General features: G+C 42.3%; 21 protein-coding genes. 14 read left to right on the forward strand and 7 right to left on the reverse strand.

Going from position 1 to position 20,969, the window contains the following annotated elements; translation table 11 throughout:
• Positions 1-67: 67 nt before the first annotated feature.
• Positions 68-760, reverse strand: a complete 693-nt coding sequence (locus A11Q_RS08215) for a hypothetical protein (protein ID WP_015470343.1) — start codon at positions 758-760, stop codon at positions 68-70.
• Between the two features lie 136 nt (positions 761-896).
• Complete coding sequence (locus A11Q_RS14035; protein ID WP_015470344.1) at positions 897-1,475, reverse strand: type IV pilin protein; 579 nt, start codon at positions 1,473-1,475, stop codon at positions 897-899.
• 142 nt (positions 1,476-1,617) lie between these two features.
• On the opposite strand from A11Q_RS14035, the gene clpS reads away from it, so the two are divergent.
• Genes clpS through A11Q_RS08240 form a run of 4 tightly spaced genes read left to right on the forward strand, consistent with a single transcriptional unit; the run spans position 1,618 to position 7,458 of the window.
• Complete coding sequence (gene clpS / locus A11Q_RS08225; protein ID WP_015470345.1) at positions 1,618-1,932, forward strand: ATP-dependent Clp protease adapter ClpS; 315 nt, start codon at positions 1,618-1,620, stop codon at positions 1,930-1,932.
• On the forward strand, positions 1,933-4,212 hold the full coding sequence (clpA, locus tag A11Q_RS08230; protein ID WP_015470346.1) for an ATP-dependent Clp protease ATP-binding subunit ClpA: 2,280 nt from the start codon (positions 1,933-1,935) through the stop codon (positions 4,210-4,212).
• Entirely contained in the window at positions 4,209-5,990 is a 1,782-nt protein-coding gene (locus A11Q_RS08235; RefSeq protein WP_015470347.1) for a lytic transglycosylase domain-containing protein, read from the forward strand. Before clpA ends, A11Q_RS08235 begins: the two co-directional genes overlap by 4 nt.
• 43 nt (positions 5,991-6,033) lie before the next feature.
• Positions 6,034-7,458 carry a S8 family peptidase gene (locus A11Q_RS08240; protein ID WP_015470348.1) on the forward strand — a complete coding sequence of 475 codons (1,425 nt, stop codon included), beginning with the start codon at positions 6,034-6,036 and terminating at the stop codon, positions 7,456-7,458.
• A 117-nt stretch (positions 7,459-7,575) separates the two neighbouring features.
• Here the strand turns inward: A11Q_RS08240 and A11Q_RS08245 are convergent, their stop codons facing one another.
• Positions 7,576-8,343 carry a hypothetical protein gene (locus A11Q_RS08245; protein ID WP_041575185.1) on the reverse strand — a complete coding sequence of 256 codons (768 nt, stop codon included), beginning with the start codon at positions 8,341-8,343 and terminating at the stop codon, positions 7,576-7,578.
• 49 nt (positions 8,344-8,392) lie between these two features.
• On the opposite strand from A11Q_RS08245, the gene lnt reads away from it, so the two are divergent.
• The 3 genes from lnt to A11Q_RS08260 all read left to right on the forward strand — a co-directional run bounded on the left by lnt (position 8,393) and on the right by A11Q_RS08260 (position 13,231).
• On the forward strand, positions 8,393-10,015 hold the full coding sequence (gene lnt, locus A11Q_RS08250; protein WP_051056758.1) for an apolipoprotein N-acyltransferase: 1,623 nt from the start codon (positions 8,393-8,395) through the stop codon (positions 10,013-10,015).
• The gene (locus tag A11Q_RS08255; RefSeq protein ID WP_015470351.1) at positions 10,002-12,335 is read left to right on the forward strand and encodes an endonuclease MutS2; all 2,334 of its coding nucleotides are present in this window, start codon (positions 10,002-10,004) and stop codon (positions 12,333-12,335) included. The genes lnt and A11Q_RS08255 overlap by 14 nt, the downstream gene beginning before the upstream one ends.
• Before the next feature lie 203 nt (positions 12,336-12,538).
• Entirely contained in the window at positions 12,539-13,231 is a 693-nt protein-coding gene (locus A11Q_RS08260) for a hypothetical protein (protein WP_015470352.1), read from the forward strand.
• Between the two features lie 16 nt (positions 13,232-13,247).
• Here A11Q_RS08260 and A11Q_RS08265 read toward each other — a convergent pair whose 3' ends face one another.
• Positions 13,248-14,204 carry a PBECR2 nuclease fold domain-containing protein gene (locus tag A11Q_RS08265; protein ID WP_235044593.1) on the reverse strand — a complete coding sequence of 319 codons (957 nt, stop codon included), beginning with the start codon at positions 14,202-14,204 and terminating at the stop codon, positions 13,248-13,250.
• Between the two features lie 143 nt (positions 14,205-14,347).
• Here A11Q_RS08265 and A11Q_RS08270 point away from each other — a divergent pair, with 143 nt between their 5' ends.
• The 3 genes from A11Q_RS08270 (at position 14,348) to A11Q_RS08280 (ending at position 15,504) form a co-directional block, all read left to right on the forward strand.
• Positions 14,348-14,677 carry a hypothetical protein gene (locus A11Q_RS08270; protein ID WP_148284974.1) on the forward strand — a complete coding sequence of 110 codons (330 nt, stop codon included), beginning with the start codon at positions 14,348-14,350 and terminating at the stop codon, positions 14,675-14,677.
• 84 nt (positions 14,678-14,761) lie between these two features.
• A complete protein-coding gene (locus tag A11Q_RS08275; protein ID WP_015470355.1) occupies positions 14,762-15,052 on the forward strand; it encodes a hypothetical protein in 291 nt (96 codons plus the stop codon).
• A 92-nt stretch (positions 15,053-15,144) separates the two neighbouring features.
• The gene (locus A11Q_RS08280) at positions 15,145-15,504 is read left to right on the forward strand and encodes a hypothetical protein (protein ID WP_015470356.1); all 360 of its coding nucleotides are present in this window, start codon (positions 15,145-15,147) and stop codon (positions 15,502-15,504) included.
• A 317-nt stretch (positions 15,505-15,821) separates the two neighbouring features.
• Here the strand turns inward: A11Q_RS08280 and A11Q_RS08285 are convergent, their stop codons facing one another.
• Together A11Q_RS08285 and A11Q_RS08290 are read right to left on the reverse strand one after the other, a co-directional pair.
• Positions 15,822-16,046 carry a hypothetical protein gene (locus A11Q_RS08285; protein WP_015470357.1) on the reverse strand — a complete coding sequence of 75 codons (225 nt, stop codon included), beginning with the start codon at positions 16,044-16,046 and terminating at the stop codon, positions 15,822-15,824.
• A gap of 68 nt (positions 16,047-16,114) precedes the next feature.
• A complete protein-coding gene (locus A11Q_RS08290; RefSeq protein ID WP_235044596.1) occupies positions 16,115-16,777 on the reverse strand; it encodes a matrixin family metalloprotease in 663 nt (220 codons plus the stop codon).
• Between the two features lie 449 nt (positions 16,778-17,226).
• Here A11Q_RS08290 and A11Q_RS08295 point away from each other — a divergent pair, with 449 nt between their 5' ends.
• Together A11Q_RS08295 and A11Q_RS08300 are read left to right on the forward strand one after the other, a co-directional pair.
• Positions 17,227-18,228: an isocitrate/isopropylmalate dehydrogenase family protein gene (locus tag A11Q_RS08295; protein ID WP_041575938.1), complete on the forward strand. Its 1,002-nt coding sequence runs from the start codon at positions 17,227-17,229 to the stop codon at positions 18,226-18,228.
• A 25-nt stretch (positions 18,229-18,253) separates the two neighbouring features.
• Positions 18,254-18,811, forward strand: a complete 558-nt coding sequence (locus A11Q_RS08300; RefSeq protein ID WP_015470360.1) for a hypothetical protein — start codon at positions 18,254-18,256, stop codon at positions 18,809-18,811.
• A gap of 88 nt (positions 18,812-18,899) precedes the next feature.
• Here A11Q_RS08300 and A11Q_RS08305 read toward each other — a convergent pair whose 3' ends face one another.
• Positions 18,900-19,793, reverse strand: coding sequence for an Hsp33 family molecular chaperone HslO (locus A11Q_RS08305; protein ID WP_015470361.1), 894 nt, complete (start codon positions 19,791-19,793; stop codon positions 18,900-18,902).
• A gap of 57 nt (positions 19,794-19,850) precedes the next feature.
• On the opposite strand from A11Q_RS08305, the gene A11Q_RS08310 reads away from it, so the two are divergent.
• Positions 19,851-20,342 carry a histidine phosphatase family protein gene (locus A11Q_RS08310; RefSeq protein ID WP_015470362.1) on the forward strand — a complete coding sequence of 164 codons (492 nt, stop codon included), beginning with the start codon at positions 19,851-19,853 and terminating at the stop codon, positions 20,340-20,342.
• Positions 20,339-20,959, forward strand: coding sequence for a fumarylacetoacetate hydrolase family protein (locus A11Q_RS08315; RefSeq protein WP_015470363.1), 621 nt, complete (start codon positions 20,339-20,341; stop codon positions 20,957-20,959). The genes A11Q_RS08310 and A11Q_RS08315 overlap by 4 nt, the downstream gene beginning before the upstream one ends.
• Positions 20,960-20,969 lie beyond the last annotated feature (10 nt).

Raw genomic sequence — 20,969 nt, forward strand, 5'->3', positions numbered from 1 at the left:
TTAGCAAAAGGTCAAGGCCGACCTCAGGAATGCTAAAAATAAAAGCTCTGTTTTGAAGAAGTCGCTCTTATTCGCCGTCTTTTTTAGTTTTTTTTCCTGCCTTTGAGGACGCTTTCGAGGCTTCAATTTTTTTCTGTAATTTCTCGATCCAACGAGGATCTTTTTCAAGGTCAATGAGCTGCCGCAATATCTCTTCGGCTTTGATATTATCACCACCTTCACTGGCTAAGCGGCCCGCCATACTTCTTACCCATTCCGGAGCACCATTATTGGCCGCAGCTAAATACAAGTCAGCCGCTTTGGATTTATCTTGCTCTTCATACAAAGCATGATAGCCAGCAGCATAAAGCAAAGGCCATTCCTGAGGGAAAACCTTAACGCCCTTATCGAAGATAATGGAAGCCCCCATATAATCCGAAATAAGTACCGTTAGAGATAAAGCTCCATAATAGTAGGCCTCTTTAAAATATTTATCGAGCTCAACCACCATATTCACAACATCAAACAGCCATGAGCGCCCTTTGCACTCTTGCTCATTTAAAGGTTGATTACAGTGATCAAAGTCTTGAACCGCTCGTAACCAAAAAGAATCTGACGCTTGGTGCGCAAATCCAGCACTTAAATATTTTAATTCTATAGGGGGAGCAATGTAGTCAGCTCTTTTTATTGGGTTCGGTTCTGGCAAAGACAATTCCATAGCCCAGCACAATAAGGCTAATACCACTAGAACAATATTAAATGAGTAAGAGGTCAGTTTCATGAGGTCTCTGTCACCAATTCGTCTTTCGATCCTATGTTCCCATAAAAAATGACATCTGGTCTATAAAATATCTACAAAATAAAAACGGCCGTGTTTTCACACAGCCGCTTCATCATACTTGTCGTATAAAATTATATTATAAGATACCTGGAGTTGAGTTACTCACTAGTTTTTGTTGGTCGATTGTCCAACCATCTAGTGGAGCCGTACCCACGTTGGCATTCGGATCACCGATCGCCATAGCACGGAAGGCCTGAGAACCAGCCGTTGAAACACAAGAGCTTGTTGTTCCACCAAGAGTTCTTGATGCTGGAACAAACGCAAACTGCGCTTGGAAGGCTGTCGCCGGATTCACAGCAGAACCATCAGACCATGTATTGGTCGCATTCACTGTTTCTGAAGGCGCACCACCAGCAGTACTGTAGTTCGTACAAGCAGTTGCAGCAAAACCAGTTACATATCTCAAACCACGACCAGTCACACCAAATCCAATATTTTTCAGATCCACTGAATAGTTATTGAACTCAGCAATGAAACTTTGCTCAGCTGTATAAATAGCAGCTAAAGAGCTCTTCGCCTCAGATTGACGAGCCTTCGCTTGGAATTTTGAATATTGCGGAACACCGATCGCCGCTAATACACCCATGATCGCCACGACGACCATCAGCTCAATTAACGAGAAACCTTTTTGATTTGTAATCATGCTCTTACTCATTTCAGAGACTCCTTTTTATAAGTTACGTACCACTTCTTTTTCACAACACTATTATTATAGCCACCAGCTTTCTATAAGTGCAAGATTTTGTTTAAATCTAGATTTCCCTATTTCATTTTGAGATTTCGTTTATAATATAACTATGTCTAACCGACCATCTGACCACACATCACTAGACCTTGATATGGAAAGCCTCACGCAAGAGCCGAAACTCTATCGTGTGCTTCTTCACAATGACGACTACACTCCCATGGATTTTGTTATATTTGTGTTAAAAAAATTTTTTACGAAAAGCGAAGATGAAGCCTTCAAAATTATGCTCGATGTTCACAACAAAGGTGTTGGACTTGCCGGAGTCTACTCTTTTGAAGTTGCAGAAACAAAAGTCATGCAAGTGAATCAATTTTCTAAAAACAATCAGCATCCACTCAAAACAAGTATGGAAGAGGAGGACTAAATGCTCTCAAAGGAACTTGATAAACGCTTAGGTAAAGCTATTGATTTAGCATTTAAAAAGAATCACGAATTTGTCACGCTGGAGCATTTACTTCACTCTTTAGTGGAGTCACCGCTTGTTATTGAAATATTAGAAAAGCTCGGCGTCACCCCAACAGAAATCAAAAAAGAACTCGAAACGCATTTACAAAAAAACCCGACCATGACCGACGAACAAAAAGAAGCTTTCGGAGTTAAGGAAAACTGGAAGCCAGATCTCGCTGTTTCTCTGCATCGCGTATTTGAACGCGCCGCTCTTCAGTTACAGGGAGCTGGAAAAGCTGAAATTCATGAAGGTCACGTCTTAATTTCTTTACTAGAAGAAAAGAAATCATTTGCCACTTATTGCTTAGAAAAATTCAATGTCACACAATTCGAAGTGATTTCGATTGTCAGCCATGAACTTTCAAGCGGACCGGTTAAGGGCTTAAAAGATGAGGACTCTCAAAATACCAACGAAGGTAGCGCCAAGTCTTCAGCCCTAGATGATTTCGCTGTCAATCTTAACGAGTACGTCCAATCAGGAAAAAAAGATCCCCTCATTGGCAGAGACGATCTTTTACAAAAAATGATCCAAACTCTTGGACGACGCACGAAGAATAATCCACTTCTTATCGGCGACTCAGGTGTCGGTAAAACGGCGATTGCCGAAGGTCTAGCTGAAAAAATTGTAGCCGGACAAGTTCCTGATTTCTTAAAAGATAAAATCATCTACTCTGTAGATTTAGGTTCTCTGCTCGCCGGGGCCAAATATCGCGGTGACTTCGAAGGACGTTTAAAAAACATTCTGAAAGAAACACAGGAAAGAAAAAACATTATTCTTTTCATTGATGAAATTCACACCATCGTGGGCGCTGGGGCTATCTCGGGAGGCTCGATGGATGCCTCGAATCTGCTGAAGCCAGCTTTAGCCAAAGGCACACTTTCTTGTATTGGAGCGACCACATTTCAAGAGTATCGACAGCACTTTGAAAAAGATCGCGCACTCACTCGTCGCTTTCAACGCCTTGATGTCAGCGAACCCACAGCAGAGGACACTCTAAAAATCATTCAAGGCCTTAAGAAAAAGTATGAAGAGTTCCACCAAGTCACTTACAGTGATGAAAGCTTGAAAGCCTGCATAGAGCTTTCGCAAAAATATCTAATGAACAGTAAACTTCCAGACAAAGCCATTGATTTAATGGATGAAGTGGGAAGCCATGTAAAGCTGAACTCACAGGATCGCCACATCGAAGCCCGCCACGTGACTGAAGTTGTCAGCAGATTGGCTGGCATTCCTACTGTTGAAGTGTCACAGGATGATTTACGAAGCCTAAAAGATTTAGACAAAAAATTAAAATCCGTAGTTTTCGGTCAAGATGAAGCCATTGATGTTTTAGTACGCGCTATTAAATTTGCTCGCAGTGGATTAGATGCCAAAGATAAACCATGGGGTTCCTTCCTCTTCGCCGGCCCGACAGGTGTGGGTAAAACCGAAGTTTGCAAACAACTCGCACGTTTATTAGGTATTCAGTTCCAGCGCTTCGACATGAGTGAATATATGGAAAAGCATAGTATCTCACGCCTAGTTGGAGCTCCTCCCGGATATGTGGGCTATGAACAAGGTGGACAGCTAACGGAACAAATACAAAAACATCCTTATTCTTTAATTCTACTGGACGAAATCGAAAAAGCTCATTCAGATATTTACAGTATCTTATTGCAAGTCATGGATGGGGGCCGCTTAACTGATGGCAACGGACGCACAGTGGACTTTAAAAATACACTGATTGTTTTGACAACAAATGCTGGAGCCGCAGATGTGGCCAAAGGATCTATTGGCCTTTCAGCTCCGGATAGATCAGGAGTCAGTGCTGAGGCCATTAAAAAAACATTCTCGCCTGAATTTATTAATCGCTTAGACCAGATTGTCTACTTCAACTCTTTGACTCCTGAATTAATTTTTAAAGTGGTTGAAAAGTTTTTATCTGATCTGCGTCTGACCTTAGCTCACAAAAAAGTCGATTTACAGTTTACCGACGATGTCGTTCAACATCTAGCCGATAAAGGATTCGATCCTATCTATGGCGCCCGCCCTGTCGCGCGCAAGATAGATCAACTGATCAAAAATCAATTGGTAGACGAATTACTTTTTGGAAAACTCAAAAATGGCGGGAAAGTCCTTGTAGATATGAAGAAGGATGAGTTGAGCTTTGAGTTCAAGCCCCTGAATGTAAAACAAAAGGAAAGTGTAAAAGCATGAGACCGGTTTTACCTGTAATTTTCATGCTTCTATTTTCGGTGTCTACGCCATCACTTATCTACGCACAGTCGTCTGATGATGTCCCTGTGCTGCTCAGTATGAAGTGTGACGACTTAATTGAAAAAGCAAAAGAGGACTCTTTTGCTTTGAAAACACTGGCCGCTATCCGCGCCCTTTCGCGCTGTGCTGATTTCACATTTGATCTCAGTAAGATTTCTGCTTTAGAACGCCAACTTTATTCAGCTGAAATAAAACCGCTTGAAGCCAGCCCCGAACAAATTCTTACAGCTCTATTAACCGCTGATGATATTGCTAAAAAAATTAAAACAGAAAAAGAAGCTGCTACTAAATATGAGCTCTATAAACAGTTACGCCTACAGCACCGTAAAACAGGCAATAAAACTGCAGCTCAAAAAGCCTCAACCGAACTTCATCAGTGGGCCTTACAATATTATAAAAAACATAAGAAAGAACCAATAGCCTACACGGCCCTGTATGAAGGCTCGCAGCTAGCTGTTCGCGATTTATGGACTGCTGGAAATACGAAAGAGGCTCAAACCATTATTAATGCTGCCTTAGGACAGTTACAAAAAACTCACTCTGTGGCCGAGCTGTTATTTCTTAAAGGACGTATTGCCGAAGAGTCGAAACAAAGCAAAATAGCAGTGACTCAATACACTCTGACCGAAGAAGATATCAAAAAGCACAACCCAAAAGGGCTTAGCTTTAATACGGACCGACTCCTTTGGCTTAAAGCATGGATTCTTTATAAAGATAAAAACTTCGAAGAGGCCGAGCAAGCTTTTGCTCATTTAGTGAATAGCACCCAAGACTCGTCCGAAAGATCACGTGCTCTGTTTTTTCAAGCTCGCTGTCTGAAGCAGCTCGATCAACAAGTCCAATATAAAATTCTGATGGAATCTATTCCGGATCAGGATTTCTTCGGTTACTACAGCCTTGTTTCTTATCACGAGCTGGGAAAAAAGCTTCCCGCATTAAAAGATATTAAACCCGAATATTCCTTACGCTATGACTTAAAACTCAACTTCTTATCCAGTGAAAATCGCCAACTCTTTAAAGACCTTTTAAAATATAAAGAGTTCGCCTTGGCTGAAAAAGCCAGTGGTCTTCTTGCCGCAACTCCCAATGAAGAGATGAATATGGCTCTTTATCTGGCTAAAAACCATGACATCTTCCTACCTATCTTTCGTTCGTTTTCACGCCTGAATAATAATGAAAAAATCGACCTTTTTATGAATTATCCAGAGCTTATTTTTCCACAGCTTCACAAATCACAGGTAAATGAAATGGCTAAAAAAACGGAGCTGCCTGCTTCTTTAATTTATGCCATCATCAAACAGGAGTCGGCATTTAATCCGAAAGCCCGAAGTGGTGCGAATGCTCTGGGGCTCATGCAAGTTATTCCGAATCTGGCACAGCAATTAGCTAAAAAGTTTGATGTCCCCTACAGCAAAGCTGAAGACCTCTACAATCCTAAGATCAATATCCCATTAGGGAGCTATGAACTTATGGAGCAGGTTAAAAAACAAAATGGACAGCTCACTTACGTGGCCGCTGCCTACAATGCGGGGCCTAATGCTCTGGCTGGTTGGCTGAAGAATCGCAATCGCGACGACATTCTAGAGTTCATCGAAGAAATTCCTTATGAAGAGACGCGGACTTACGTTAAATTGATCGCCCGTAATCAGCTGTTTTATCAAAGAATCTCAAATCGAGACAAGGAACAGTCTTTCCCAAGTGAATTTTTGAATAATTAAAATCTTCTTAAGACAGCTATCCGTTCGTCCGAATAGATGCTGTATGAAGAAGATTTTCAATCCTTTGGTGGCCATCAACACCCTGTTTATTGCTCTTTGCATCGGTGCATTTCTTTATTCGCAATATAATTCAGATTCTGGTTTTGGGCGCCAAACTCAGTCCGCTAAGAAGACCACTGGGAAAAATGGCTCTGCCGCTTCTTCTTCAGAGCGTGACCTCGAGCTGGGATCAGTTAAGAATCAAACCGATAAAGTTTCCGATGAACCCTCAGCACTTTTTAATGACCCTGCTATTAAACAGGCTTGGGGACTTAAAAAATCCGATGCTGCCCGTGCATGGTCAGTGACTCAAGGGACAAAAGACACCATCGTCGCGATTATTGATACGGGAATTGATATCAATCACGAAGATTTAAAAAATAATCTTTGGGTTAATCCTGGCGAAAGCGGTACAGATGAACGTGGTCGCGATAAAGCCAGCAATGGCGTTGATGATGATGGCAACGGATTTATCGACGACGTTCACGGCTGGAATTTTGTATCGAATAATAATAAGTTAGATGATAACCATGGGCACGGCACTCATATTGCCGGTATCGTTGGAGCCGAAGCTTCTAATGGCAAAGGGATCAGCGGTGTTGCTCCGAATGTCAGCTTAATGGTCATCAAGTATTTCGATCCAAAAGTACCTAATACAGATAACTTAAAAAATACGATCGCCTCTATTCACTACGCTATTAAAATGGGGGCCCATATCATCAACTACTCAGGTGGTGGTACAGATTACTCCAAAGAAGAATATGATGCTGTCGCTGAAGCAGAACGCAAAGGCATTCTGTTTGTGGCCGCTGCTGGTAATGAAAGATCCAATTCAGATCATCATCCCTACTACCCTGCGGATTATGGTTTGAAGAATATCATTTCGGTTACAGCTATTGACCCCACAACAGAAGTTTTACCTTCTTCAAACTATGGCGTTAAAACTGTGGATATAGCAGCTCCCGGCCAAAATATCCTCTCGTGTCTACCTAATAACTCTTATGGTTTAATGACAGGAACTTCGCAAGCGACGGCCTTCGTTTCAGGAGCCGCCGCTTTAGTTATGTCCCACAAAGATCAATACTTCAAAGCGGCAGAAGTAAAAAATTATATCTTAGCTACCGGAGACCCTTCGACTTCCCTGCTAGCCAAGACCAAAACGTCACGACAGCTCAACCTATTTAAGTCTTTGACGATCTTGGGCGGAGAAACTGGTCTATCAGGCACTGCTCGAGCTCAGGTTCAAGATAGCTTCCCTTCAGATAGCAACCGCCGTGGCACGAGTTCGGACCCCAACATGGAATCCGTCAGTAGCGTAGCTCACTTCGGACAAGAGCTTCTGCACAGTATCGAATCACAAAAAGAGCGAAAACGTCCAAGCGCACAGCCTCGTTTAGGTAGCGGACAACCCGCTGCGAATGAAAACTAATCCTGACTTATTAATATAAAAAGTTTAAAGGCTAAAACGAAAAAACCGATCTTTTCAGATCGGTTTTTTTTAGTTTTATTCAGATGTATAAGTTCAAATAAGCGCTAGTAAGCTAAATTATAACTTCAGATCAGACTTACTATTAGAAAATAATCCAATACCAAATGCTAAAACAGTTAACATCATCACCAAACCATTAAAGTTCGGGAATGTCGGGACAAACTTATTATAGATTAATGAAGCCATACCAACAGCTCCTAAACCCATAAATACCCATTGCATTTTCGACATTGGAGGTGTCGTCTGAGCTTTAGCTTTTTCGTTAGCCGGTTGTTGTACCGCTTTCAACTGTTGCTCAAGACGTAATTCAATCTGTCTTAAATACTGCTTACATAAAGAATCATAACCTAATGTCTTTTGTAAGTCTGAATACTTTTGAAATGCAAAATTAAGAGCCATCTTACGATGACACTCATTTAAGAACTCCTGATGAAGAGAATCTTGGTCAAATCCCTGCATCACTCGTTTCCAGATTTGGTTGAGTTCAAATAGAGCTGGGCTTTCCAACTTTTGCAGCTCCAGATACTTAGAGCCTAGAACTCCACACGTTGGACATTCATCACTTTTATGTGGCTTTAATGATGAGCATTTTGGACAGCTATCAAACTGCACAGGCTCCTGAACCATTGAAGCAACATACAGACCGAAGTCATCGCATCTGTTGTGCAATAGAAATGCTTTGTTACAGTCTGAACAGTCGAACTCCGGTTCACTCCCCTCAAAAACGTCAGTGCTCGTGCGATAGAGCTTTTGACAATGAGGACAGCGAAAGCGTACTTCCTGTTCACTTAGCCGATTTAATTCCTGAGAATTATTAAGTTCCATATTCATCTGCGTCTTCCCCCGAATAACAGAATGTGATACTGATATCAGCATGACTAAAGTTTTGAACTTTTTCAAGGGTATTCCTGCATTTTTTTTATTGTCAGCTCTAAGCGGGGTCCTGATTGGTACTTCTTACATTCCATTTAATGGATGGGCACTCCTCTTCTGCTTCATACCTCTGTGGATCGCAACCCTTCAACTTCTTGGCTCTGGCGCCACTCTGAAAAAGGTATTTTTAGCAGGATGGATGAGCCAATTTATCCTGACACTCATTGGTTTCAACTGGATTTATTATGTCTCGACAGAGTTTGGCCATCTTCATCCAGCTATTGCGACTCTTGCCCTTTTGCTTTTTGCAGCGCTCATGCACCTTTACATTCCCTTTTCACTGGTGATCAGTGTGGCTCTGATACGCTTTTTCGCCATCTCGAACCGCTTTGCACACTACCTCATTTTGGCTCTTAGCTTAGCTCTACTCGAAAGAATTTGGCCGAGCATCTTTGAATGGAATTTGGCTTATACATTCCTGTGGATCAAATGGCCTCTTTATCAATGGGCGGACACTGTTGGTTTTTGGGGACTCTCGACATGGCTTCTGGTGATTCAAGCTGTTCTTGCCTACGGTCTGAGTCTTTATCGTTCACAAAAAAACAAAGCTCTTGTGACCATTGCCAGTACACTGATTCTTGTCGCCTTATTGAACCTCACTGGTCACCTTAAAAAAAATTACTGGTCTAAAACAGACAGCACCGTTCGTATTGCTGTGGCGCAAGGAAATATTGGAAACGCCGAAAAGCTGCATTCGGAAATGCGCTCGCAGTACCACACCCATATCCGCCAAATTTATACTTCTTTGACTACAGACTTACTTCAAGAACAACCCGCTGATGCGATTATCTGGCCAGAAACAGCCCTGCCCTTTGCCCTTGACCCTGACTACCACGGACGTCGCGAACAACAAGCTCTATTTGATAGCATCACTCAGTGGAACATACCCGTCATCACTGGTGGCTACTCTGTTAGCTCAGAAAAAATAGATCACCTAGGATATCCACTCACGCGCAATGCTATTTTCTATCTATCACCTCAAGCGAGCTTCTCGGATGCCCCTTACTATAAAACGAATCTGTTAGCCTTCGGCGAGTACATGCCATTCGGGGAACAATTTCCCATCCTCTATAAACTTTTACCTTTCGTCGGCGTCTACGAAAAAGGCTCCGGCCCGATCGTGGCGGATGTTGCAACTCAAAACCAAACTCTAAAACTAGGTCCACAAATTTGCTATGACTCTTTAGTTCCATCATTTACGCGCCACTTGGCTAAAAACGGCGCTCAAATTGTTTTCAATGTTACAAATGATTCGTGGTTTGGATGGTGGGCAGAACCCTATCAACATGGCTGGATGACTTTGGCACGCGCTATTGAAGTGCGTAGACCCATGGTGCGCTCAACCAACACCGGAATTTCAACGGCTATCTTAGCTGATGGCACTCTTTTAGAACAGTCTCCGATCAACAAGTCTTGGGCGCATACGTTTAATATTCCTTACAAGCAAAATCCTCAATTGAGCCTCTACACCCGCTTCGGTCACCTTGACTGGGTTCTATGGAGCTTAATTTTAATTACTACTATTACTCTATATCAAAATAAAGGTCGCCATGTTCGAAGTTAAAAATTTAGACTGGACAGAAATTTTAGAAAAAATTAAATCTTTTGCTACTAGCGAAATCGCGCGTGAAGTGATTAATGGCACACGCCATCTGGCTTCTGCGGTAGAGGCTGAAAAAAGTTTCAATGAAATCACTTCCGCTCAATTTGTTATTCAATCAGGCGTTCGCCCTCACATGGAAAGCTTGGACTTATTTGAGCTGTGGATTTCACGTGTTAAGAAAAAAGCTGTACTTAAAACCCTAGAACTAAAAGATATCCGCCACTTCTGTCTTGAAAGTATTGCTTTAACAGAAGCCTTAAAACTACAAGATACCGATTGGGCCCACGAGCAACTCAACTCTTTGATGCAAGCCGAGGAGCCCCTATCGGCTATTGATAATCTGATGACCGCCAGCGGAGACATCCGCATGGATGCTTCAGAACGACTCTTCCGCCTATCCAAAGAGAAAGAAAATCTAGCTCGCCAAATTCAAACCCACATGGATAAGCTGGTACGCGATCACAAGGTCGAACATATGCTACAAGAAAAGTATGTAACCACTCGTGAAGGCCGCTGGGTTATTCCAGTTAAAGGTGGTATGCAGCACTTTGTCTCGGGCGTGATTCATGGCAGTTCACAAACAAAACAAACTGTCTACATGGAGCCAGAGACTGTTATTCCAATGAATAATCGTCTGCGCCAAGTTGAAGTAGAAATCGAAGATGAAATTGAAAGACTGCTGACTGAAATCTCGGACTACATGTCGACATTGGCCCTTGATTTTGAACGCACACGCCAAACGCTTTACACCTGTGATGTTCTTTTTGCGAAAGCCCAGCTTTCAGCCCTACTAGAAGCGAATAGCTGTACCTTCGATAATTCAAAAATGGAGTTAAAAGAACTCTCTCACCCGCTTTTGAAACTTTCGGGAAAACCGGTTGTAACGAATACAGTTCTTTTAAACGAGCAAAAATATATTTTAATTCTTTCTGGACCCAATGCCGGAGGAAAAACAGTTTTACTTAAATCTATCGGACTGGCAGCTCAAATGGCCCGCTGTGGTCTTCCTATTTGCGCGGCCGAGGGATCAACCTTGCCCTTCTTCCAAGAAGTGGTGACTGGCATTGGTGATTCGCAAAGCGTAGATGAAGATTTAAGTACATTCGCCGCGCATCTTAAAATTTTAGACCGAGCTTCACATCTTAAAGGGTTGCACAATTTGATTCTGATTGATGAGATCTGTGGCTCGACCGATCCCGAAGAGGGTTCTGCCTTAGCCAGAGCCTTTATTGAAAAATATGCGGCAAATCAGGTCTTCGGCATCATCACATCCCATTTAAGTCCACTCAAAATGGGCTGGAAAGAAAGTGATCCTATTTTAAACGGAAGTTTAGAATACGATACGACTGTCGGAAAACCGACCTATCAGTTTCTTTCTGGAATTCCCGGTGAATCTTTAGCGATTCAAACTGCCAAACGCGTTGGCGTCTCAACTGAGATCGTGCAATCAGCCGTTGAGAAACTGACCCCAGAAGCACGTGCCCGTCAAAGCAAGATGAATGAACTGGAAAGTCTGAAAAAAGATATCGTTCTTTTGCAAGAGAACCTGAAACAACAACTTAAAAAGTCGCAGAAGTTGCAACAGGAGTATGAGCAAAAGATCCAGTTGTTTGAAAAAGAAAAAGATAACAAATTAGCTCAGACTCTTAAAAAAGTAACATCCACTGTAGAGGAAGCTATCGCCACGGCAAAGGCAGGCTCTGCTATCGATAAGCATCGCCAATTGCAAGAGATCAAGTATAATCTACCTGAAATCGTTAAAGCTAAGCCTGTGCAATCTTCTGGTCCACAGATCAAGTCAGCAGAGGAGTTTGGCAAAAACTTCCCTGCCGGAACGAAAGTCTTTGTGCCCTCGTTAAATCAAGATGGCATCATTCAATCCACTCCGAATGCGCGCGGTGAGGTCTTAGTTCTATCTCAATCAGTGCGACTACAAGTTCTATGGTCCGAATTAAAGCCTGCAGCCAAAGCCGCTAATCCGACTCACAATCTGGTCAGAAAAAGTGGACAGGTTCAAGTGAGCTTTGCCGACACAGACCGCACGTTGGATTTGCGTGGTAAAACTGTCGATGAAGCCATTTCGCAGTTAGAGATCGCCTTAGATCGCGCCACCGAATTGAATGAAGATCGTCTTAAAATCATCCATGGCCATGGTACCGAGACCTTAAAAAAATCAGTTCGCACATACTTATCCCGCTCGGTTTACGTCAAGAAATGGAAAGCCGGAACCTCTGAAACCGGAGGTGATGGCGTCACGTGGGTAGAACTAGGCCAGCTCTAAGATACCCGTCCACCACCCCAAACTGTCTGAGCTTTTGACAACCGTCATAAGCTCTTTTTCAGCTGTTTCAGCCTGAGATTTCCCTTGAAAGGAGTGTCTCAAGTCGACTGAATGAAAAGCATCCTATGCTTTTTCAATGGCGTTCTCATTCTGACATATGGCAATCCCCTTGCATTACTAGTCTGTATATCCAAGGGGGATTTATGAAAACAACAAAAACACTTACTGTAGTATTGTCAGGATTAATCCTAGCTCTATTCACTTCGTGCAGCGCTTCGAAGTTAAGTGAACCAAATGCCCCATCTAACTCAAGTGCACTTAATGTCAGTTCTCAAAAGCCTATGGCTAGTTGTAATCGCAAAACAGACAACCACTTTAGCTTCGACCTTTCTGTCTACACAGATGGTAGCGGTCAAATCAATTACGACTGGATCAAACTTAAATTCCGCTATTTATCATCTGATGTGACACAATCTGGTTACACCCTTCGTTTTTATAAATGGAGAATGATTGGCAGCACTTCACAATTAGACAGCACTCCTCTTAATTTCGCGTCTTACAATATTTCATCAGGTCAATCTTCTGCCAATACAGCAAATACTGTTTTAGCAAATCAGATCTCGACACAAACTGGTTTGTACATTCAATTACGTGACGATGCTCAAAATCCTTATCAGGCTTTAAAAGTCGTTGCTTATAAATCAGATGGAACTGTTTTAGCTCAAACAGATGTTTTGATTCCTCAGTTTGCTGCGAGCCCTGCTGATTATCAGTTTGATAACAATGGCAATGCACGCGCTAACAATTTAATCCAAATGCACCCATTAGCTAATACAAATGTGTCGCAGTGGACTACCGCACAAATGCAACAGTACTTCAGCGCTTACTGCTTCTAAACGGCAATAACTAAAACTAGTGGCTAGATTCCGTAGCCACTTCTTCTGCTTCCAGATTCTCGCCCTGACGATAGCGGTCCACCAAAGTGGTATCATTAGTAGGAAACGAAAATAATAAAGAATTCACCTGAGCTTCCGTATCTTCTTCTGTCACTACAATGTAGTGCAAATCTTCCACACCCATGTCTGTAAACTCTTTAATAAAAGTTACGAGTACATACCCCGTAGAGTCCACCTTCCTCCAAATTTCATCCGGAGACTCAATTGTGGCATCACGGCAGTCTGTAAAGTCACGAAACTTATCCGGTGGGATATCTTTATCACCGCGGACCTTCAGCATAGATTCCAGTAAACCGATGGCTAAATAGTCACCCTCTAATAAAGAGTCCCCATCAATGGCCGCAAACTGAATAGCTTCTAACTTTTTGTGGAAGATGATTTCATTTTTGCGAAAAGCTTCTAAAAGGCGATTATCTTTAGTCGGAAAGTGCATAAATACAAAAGTAGGATAATTATCTTCTGTATTGATATACACAACGGCAATGTAATGAAAGACCTGCTGTTTCGTTTCAAAAGTTCTAATCAGCGTGTGAACTGTCAGATCTTCAAAGGTCGTCTCATCCATCCAGATTTCTTCTGGCTCATCCAATGTTTCTTCCAAAAGAGATTCGTATTCTTGATGTTCGATCATCGAAAAGTCAGCATTTGCATTGTAATTATTTTGAAAAAGAGTCTCGTATTCTTTTATAGGAATAGAAAAGTAACCAAATAATGTCTTATCATTTTCAAAGATCAATCCCTGCTTTTCATCGATAATAATCAATTCTTTCTCTTGAACTTTTTTTGCGGCTTTATGAGGCTGAGCTTTCCGCTTAGATGCTGACGGAGTCGCCGCTTTTTTCATTTTGATTTTGATGTTTTTACTTTTTTTAGAATTGATATTTTTGTTTAATTTACTAGCAACTTTACTCACTCGGTTACCCCTCTGCACAAATACTAGCTCAAAAATTAAATCAAAGCATCTGTACATGGTTATGACTGATGAAGTCATTGTCGCTTATGATAGACATAAGCCCCCTGCTCGCTCAGTCTGAACCTAATAAAAAGGATGTGCCTTTGTCTAAAATCGAAGTCTACTTAGACGAACAACAGATCAGTAATCTTAAGTCTATTCTGACTCAGTCTGAGTTTGGCATTCACATTCTTTTCGATAACGACTTAATCAGTAAAGCCTTCCAAGAAGCTTGCACAGAAGAAGAGTTTTTCGCTATCGAAAATATCAAAAAAGTTCAAGAGGACATCCTCACTTTACTTCAGTACAAAACTTTAAATGATAAGCGTAACTTCATTCACTCGCTGAGTGAGTCCGAGCAACATAGAATCGTTCGCGCTTATTTTTACATTATCGAAAATAACCTCAGAACTCAGCAGCGCTTACCCCACTAAGCCCACGAACTCCACTTTAAAAGCACCTCAAACACCTTCAAAAGGTGGGCTTTAATTCTAGCTTTTTTCAGCCGATAAGAACTTATGCATGGAGTTCTATCTGCGTTTATTTTAGCGCTCGCTCTCAATCTATTGAGTCTAAAGACTCATGCAGAATATCGCGTATTTGTCCTGCATATTCAGGATCAAGCCACCGAAAGCACACGCCAAGTTCAAAGCACTTTAGATCCCGAACAGTACAAAAGTGTCTACCCTTTAAAACCCAGTGAAATCATCACCTATGTGGACACTTGGCGCTGCCGTGGGCGCACCGACTTCTTCAAAGAGCACTGCCCAAACCCTAAAACCCGTGAGCCCGCTGAAGCTCAGGACTAAGGGCTAGAGATTCATACCAGCCTAAGCCCAGAACTGAATATCCATTTTTGATTCTTAAACACTTTGTATCTCTTTTTGATACACTTAGTTCTATGGCAGATTCAATCCAATCAAAAAGAAATCAACAGGCTACTTACTTACGACAAATCCAACAAGAGCGCGCGTCTAAAAGACGTGAACTTTTAGAGGCTCAAAAAGAAGATATGAAAAGCGTACGTGACTACTACGCTGATCAAAATAAACGCCTTGATCAAGATACAGCAGCAGCCGTGAACCATATCAAAGAAGAATCACGTATCATGGCGAGCGAAGAAAAAGCTCAACGTGTAGCTAAAGCTCAAGCTGAAATGGAAAGAAAAAATACAGAGCGTGCGACCCGCCTGCAAGCACAACACGAAGCCAATGCAGAAGTCGACAAACTTAAAAAAAAAGCCTCGGAAATCAAGAGCTGAGTCCAAATCACTCAGCTAAACTTCAATCCGTAACTTCAACATCTCAAAAGCCAGCTTCTATTTCAACCGAAGCTGCCGCATCTGATTCCCCATCCGAAACTAAACAGCAAGAGATGGCTCAGGTCTTACAAGAGGTCCTCAATAAGCTAGGAGCCGCAGCTCAGCAGTCGTCTCAACCAGCTCAGCGCACATTATTCGCTAAGTTTTCAGAGTGATTTTTAGAGTCATATGACTCTGCAACTTGATAAAAGAAAAAGGCGTCGGTGTGACGCCTTTTTAATAAAAAATATTTTGATCTTGGTAACTAGCAATCAGAACTAATCTGCAATGTGCTGTAAAATCTCTTTCAACATAAATTGGCGTTTGTTAGACAACTCATCTAGTTGATCTAACTGTTGGTGAATTTGTTGAATCAAATTGATCTTCACAGCCGTTTGATCAGCCATTTCATTGTAAGCCACCATATCAGCAAAAGCTAAATCTGAAGCCATATCTTCTGAGGTAATTTCAACTTGGTTTTCGATCTGCATATTTTCTTTCATAACTCACCTGTTATACTTTCCACTACTTGTTCTGATTCAACTTCTGTTTCTACTTCTACTTTCAAACTCTACTTGTACTCACACGACAATGACTCTTGGTCTACCGCCGCCAAAGCGACACGATCGCTATAGGCCGCCAGATGTGTGGCCATAACGGTTTCCCCTTCACGGTGTTTTAAACCTAGAAAGTGACCTAACTCATGCAGTATAAGTGCTTCGAAACTATAACCTTCACTCAAAGATATACCTGACGAAGAAACTCCGTAAGATCCTACCAATTGTTGAGGACTTTGATCGTAGTAACTGAAGTCGTGGGCGTTGATACGAATATCCGCCTCTTGAATCTGATCACCTGCCCAGTAGACAGATGTTCGACCCTGCTCAGACGTTCTATCTGACTCCCATTCGGATAAAAAGTAAATAGCATTTTTCTTATCCCTAGACGGGGTATCTTCTATCTGTGAAGAATCTTCAAATACCTCGAACAATTTACGGCCAGCAGTTGTTTCCCACGTGGCAACAGCACGATAAACTGCAGGGCGTAAACTTTCTGGAACTGATTTATGTAAAATAAGTGGAATTGGAAGATTCTTTTTCCAAGAAATGCGCTGACCATAGATATTTTGTACAAAGCCACAGTCCTTCTGTTGTCGCGGCGCGCAAGCTCCCAACACAGTAGAGACTGCAAAAAAGAAAACCGCCATTGATGCCTTTGTGATCATTTTTTTCATTTCAATTTATCTATTATCAAAAATATGACCAAAAAAATGGGCTCATCTCGTCTATACGTGAGTACGATGTACTATACTGAGACACATGACGTAAAAGTGATAAAAGAGACTTTTCTCGACACGGCGTTGTCTAAAGTTTTGTTATAGCGTCTATTAGGCGTATTTTTGACCCGCTACAAAATAAAAAATCACAAGTAATTTCAATATATTAGACATCAAAAAAGCTAACCAAAAAATCTCTTATTTTCACCATTATTTTTTCTAAATTGTCGTTCGTCCGAGTGTGTACGAAAGTGAGTCAAGTCTTTCACTCCACCACGATCGTGGACCCCTAATGAGTGATACCATCCTACCTAAAACTTCCTTCGCTGGAAGGGGCAAACACCCCGGTCTCCAGCCCGCGCGCGTTAAAAGAGGACAGCTCCTCTTTTATGCCGCAGAATGATGTCATGCATAAGATAACAGTCATACCGGGTGACGGAATCGGCCCGGAAATCACAGCACAGGTTCTAAGAGTCTTAAAACACGTTAACGCCCCTTTCAGTTATGAAGAGGCTGCCGCAGGCGAAATCGCCCTCAACACAATGGGAAGCTTATTACCCGAGTCGACACTTGAATCGATTGCTCGCAATAAGCTGGCTATTAAAGGCCCGACAACCACACCAGTGGGCGGAGGACACAAGTCCATCAATGTGAGCCTCAGACAGAAGTTTGATCTTTACGCTAACGTTCGCCCTGTGCGCACGCTGCCTAACGTCCCTTGTGTAGGACAAGACGTTAATCTGACTATCGTACGCGAAAACACCGAGGATCTTTACGCCGGTATCGAACGTATGGTGGATGACCACACAGCAGAAAGTATCAAACGCATCACGTATAAGGGTTCAGAGCGTATTGCTCGTTATGGCTATGAGTTAGCGCAAAAAACTCAACGTAAAAAAGTCGCCATCGTCCATAAAGCCAATATCATGAAAATGTCTGATGGGTTGTTTTTAAAAACCTCTCTACAAGTAGGACAAGAATTTCCACAAATTGAAACTCGTGACGTCATTGTAGACAATGCCTGTATGCAATTGGTTACGAAACCACAACAGTTTGAAGTGATTGTAACACAAAATCTTTATGGCGATATTTTATCAGATCTTTGTGCGGGTTTAGTTGGTGGTTTGGGAGTGGTTCCTGGAGCCAATATCGGTCGTGACATCGCTGTGTTTGAAGCGGTTCATGGATCAGCGCCAGACATTGCCGGACAAAACAAAGCCAACCCAACAGCATTACTTCAATCTGCTGTGATGATGCTGGAACATGTAGGCGAATTAAAATTAGCTCAAGACATTATGGCCGCACTTATCAAAACTTTAGGTGATGCCAATGCTCGTACAGCTGACTTAGGTGGACATGGAAACACGGTCACCTTTACAGACGCTATTATTCAAAATTTAGGTCGTTAATGAGGTCATCACGTAAGGAGGCCAGATGAAATTAAAACAATATATCGGTTTTGCAGCTTTGCTACTAAGTGTAGAAATGCTTTTCACTGCTTGCAGCAGCAATCCGAACAAAGCTCGCGATATCGAAACCAAGATGGAAAACTCTTCTGAGGTTACAGGTGACACCAGCTTGGGCATAAAAGATGGTATGATGGTGGTACAAAAGAAAGTTCAGATGAACGAAGAGCTTCGCCGCCTTCAATATGAAGTCTATGAACTTGAAGACCGTGTTTACGGGAATCGCAAGTATGGCTCTTTAGGGCTTTATGGTGTTCTGCGCGACTGCCGCTTGCAACTATCTGATCCAAAAAATGGTGGCGATGGCAAATTAAAATGGACAGAACCTATCGATCGCGTCACTGAAAAAGAAGAAGAATTCAAAATCGGAATCGACGAAGAGAAAAAATTAGTCGGCGTTTCTGAAGAGTTTTTAGCTGATCGTATTAAACGTTTTAAAGGCTACAAAACTATTCTTGATAAACGTCAAGACGAGTACGAAGAAAAAGTCGCTATCTGCAAAGCTGAACTGAAATCTAAACAGTAGGTTTCACTTGATTGTGTGGGCGCGGTGAAAAACTAGCACACCAGCGCCCCAAATACAATTCCCATTGCTTTCGGCAAAAGGGTTATCCTCAGTGCAAAGGCTTTTTATTTACGCGGTCACGAATTTCAACGACTTCATCCATGGTGAAGACATAGGGTTTACCACACATTTGGCAAGTCACTTCTGGCTCTTCGTTTTTATTCACCATATCTTGCAGATCTTCTTCACCTAAAATCGTTAATGCTTCCGCCACTCTTTCTTTAGAGCATGGGCAGAAGTATTTAATTTCGTGTTCATGCTCTAACTGCATGAAATCAATGCCTTCCATGAAAGGACGGATTAAATCTTCTGGAGTTCCCCCATCACGTAGCACAGACGATACACTTGGCTTCTGTTTTTCAGAATTCTTTTGCAACAGATCCACCATCGCTTCATCTACACCTGGCATCACTTCAATAATAAATCCACCGGCTTTTTGTACTTGTCCCTGTTGATCCAAATAAATCCCCAAAGATACAATCGAACGAATCTGATGTGACTGATGCAAATAGTGAGCAATATCATCACCGATTTCACCCGTAACCAGTTCAACCATCCCTTGAAAGGGTTGTTTTTGAAAAGGGACATGACGAGCCACTGTTAAAGTTCCCTTTCCTAAAGCTTCGGATAATTTTAGTCCGCCATCATAACTTTCAGGTTCAAATTGAGGATGTGGAGTATAGGCGCGGATATTCCCTTCAAAATCAGCCTCGGCATAAATACTTTTTAAAGATCCACTGCCACGGAATAACAATCCAATTTGCTGTTTATCCTTTAGCTGACTTGCCAAAAGAAGAGCACCCACCATTGCTTTACCAACACCTGATGCAGCAACAGGAAATGCGTTATGGAGTTTTTGCATCTCGGCCACGACATCAGTGGCATCTACAGATGCGATACGGAGTGTAAAATCATGCGATACGAAACGTTGAACTTTAGCCATAGCACAACTTATCAAATCGCTTGGGTTGACTCAACAAATAAGCTAAGCTGAGACACTATGAAGTGCGTCCTGTTTCGACACGCCCACAAGGGTATTATGCCTTTTGAAGATCCAGAGTTGAGCCTACAGGGGTTCGAACAAGCGGCTCGCCTGATGGATGAAGTGACGCTGTCTCGCCTGCCAATCCCAACCCTGCTTTATGTGTCCCCAAAACGCCGCACATCGCAGACACTCTACCCTCTGAGCAAAATGCATCATCTTAACCTACAAGTATGTCCAGAGCTTGATCAACACTCTCACAGTGAAAGCCTGCAGGAATTCCGTCAACGCATTCAGAAATGGCTCGATGAGGTCAGCGCGACCACAGACAAAAATGCGGTTATATTTATGTGCACACATTACGATTGGATCGAAGAGGCCATGTCCTTGATCAACTGTGATCGGGATTTGAACACATTTGAGTTTTCGCACTGGCACCCCACTCAGTATGTTGTTTTTGATATACAGGATGATCTTTGGAAATTTGTACGCAAAGGAACTGCAAAATGAGCTCACAGAATTCAAATAATATCTCACGTAATATTTGGGCCGTCGGACGCAACTATGCCAATCATGCCCGTGAACTCAATAACGAGATTCCGACGACGCCAGTTTTCTTTTTGAAATCTGGGAACTGTTTAGAAACAAACTCTGTGATTCACTTACCGACATGGTCCGCTGAAGTCCACTATGAACTGGAACTGGCACTGTGGCTTGATGAAAACCTCAGCTACAGCCATTTTACTTTAGCCTTAGATTTGACCGCACGTGATGCCCAAAATCAGGCAAAAGCCAAAGGCCTTCCATGGACACTGGCTAAATCTTTCAAAGGTTCCTGCCCCATTGCCCCGTGGGTAAACCTACAAGAGATTGAGTCCCTCGACAGCTTGAATTTTGAGCTTTTTATAAACAAACGTTCCGTTCAAAGAGGCCAAAGCCAAGATATGATTTTTAAGCCGCAGGAACTGCTAGAATACGCGAAAAACCACTTCCCTATCACTGCACACGACATCCTTTTAACGGGCACCCCTGAAGGTGTTGGAGCCCTACGTAGTGGCGACAGTTTGGATGCCATTTTACAGAGTGAGGACCGCGAGATTTTAACTTGCCATTGGGACGTCATTTAGAGCAAGATTC

Origin of the sequence: Pseudobdellovibrio exovorus JSS (assembly GCF_000348725.1) — a bacterium.
Classification (GTDB): Bacteria; Bdellovibrionota; Bdellovibrionia; order Bdellovibrionales; family Bdellovibrionaceae; genus Pseudobdellovibrio; species Pseudobdellovibrio exovorus.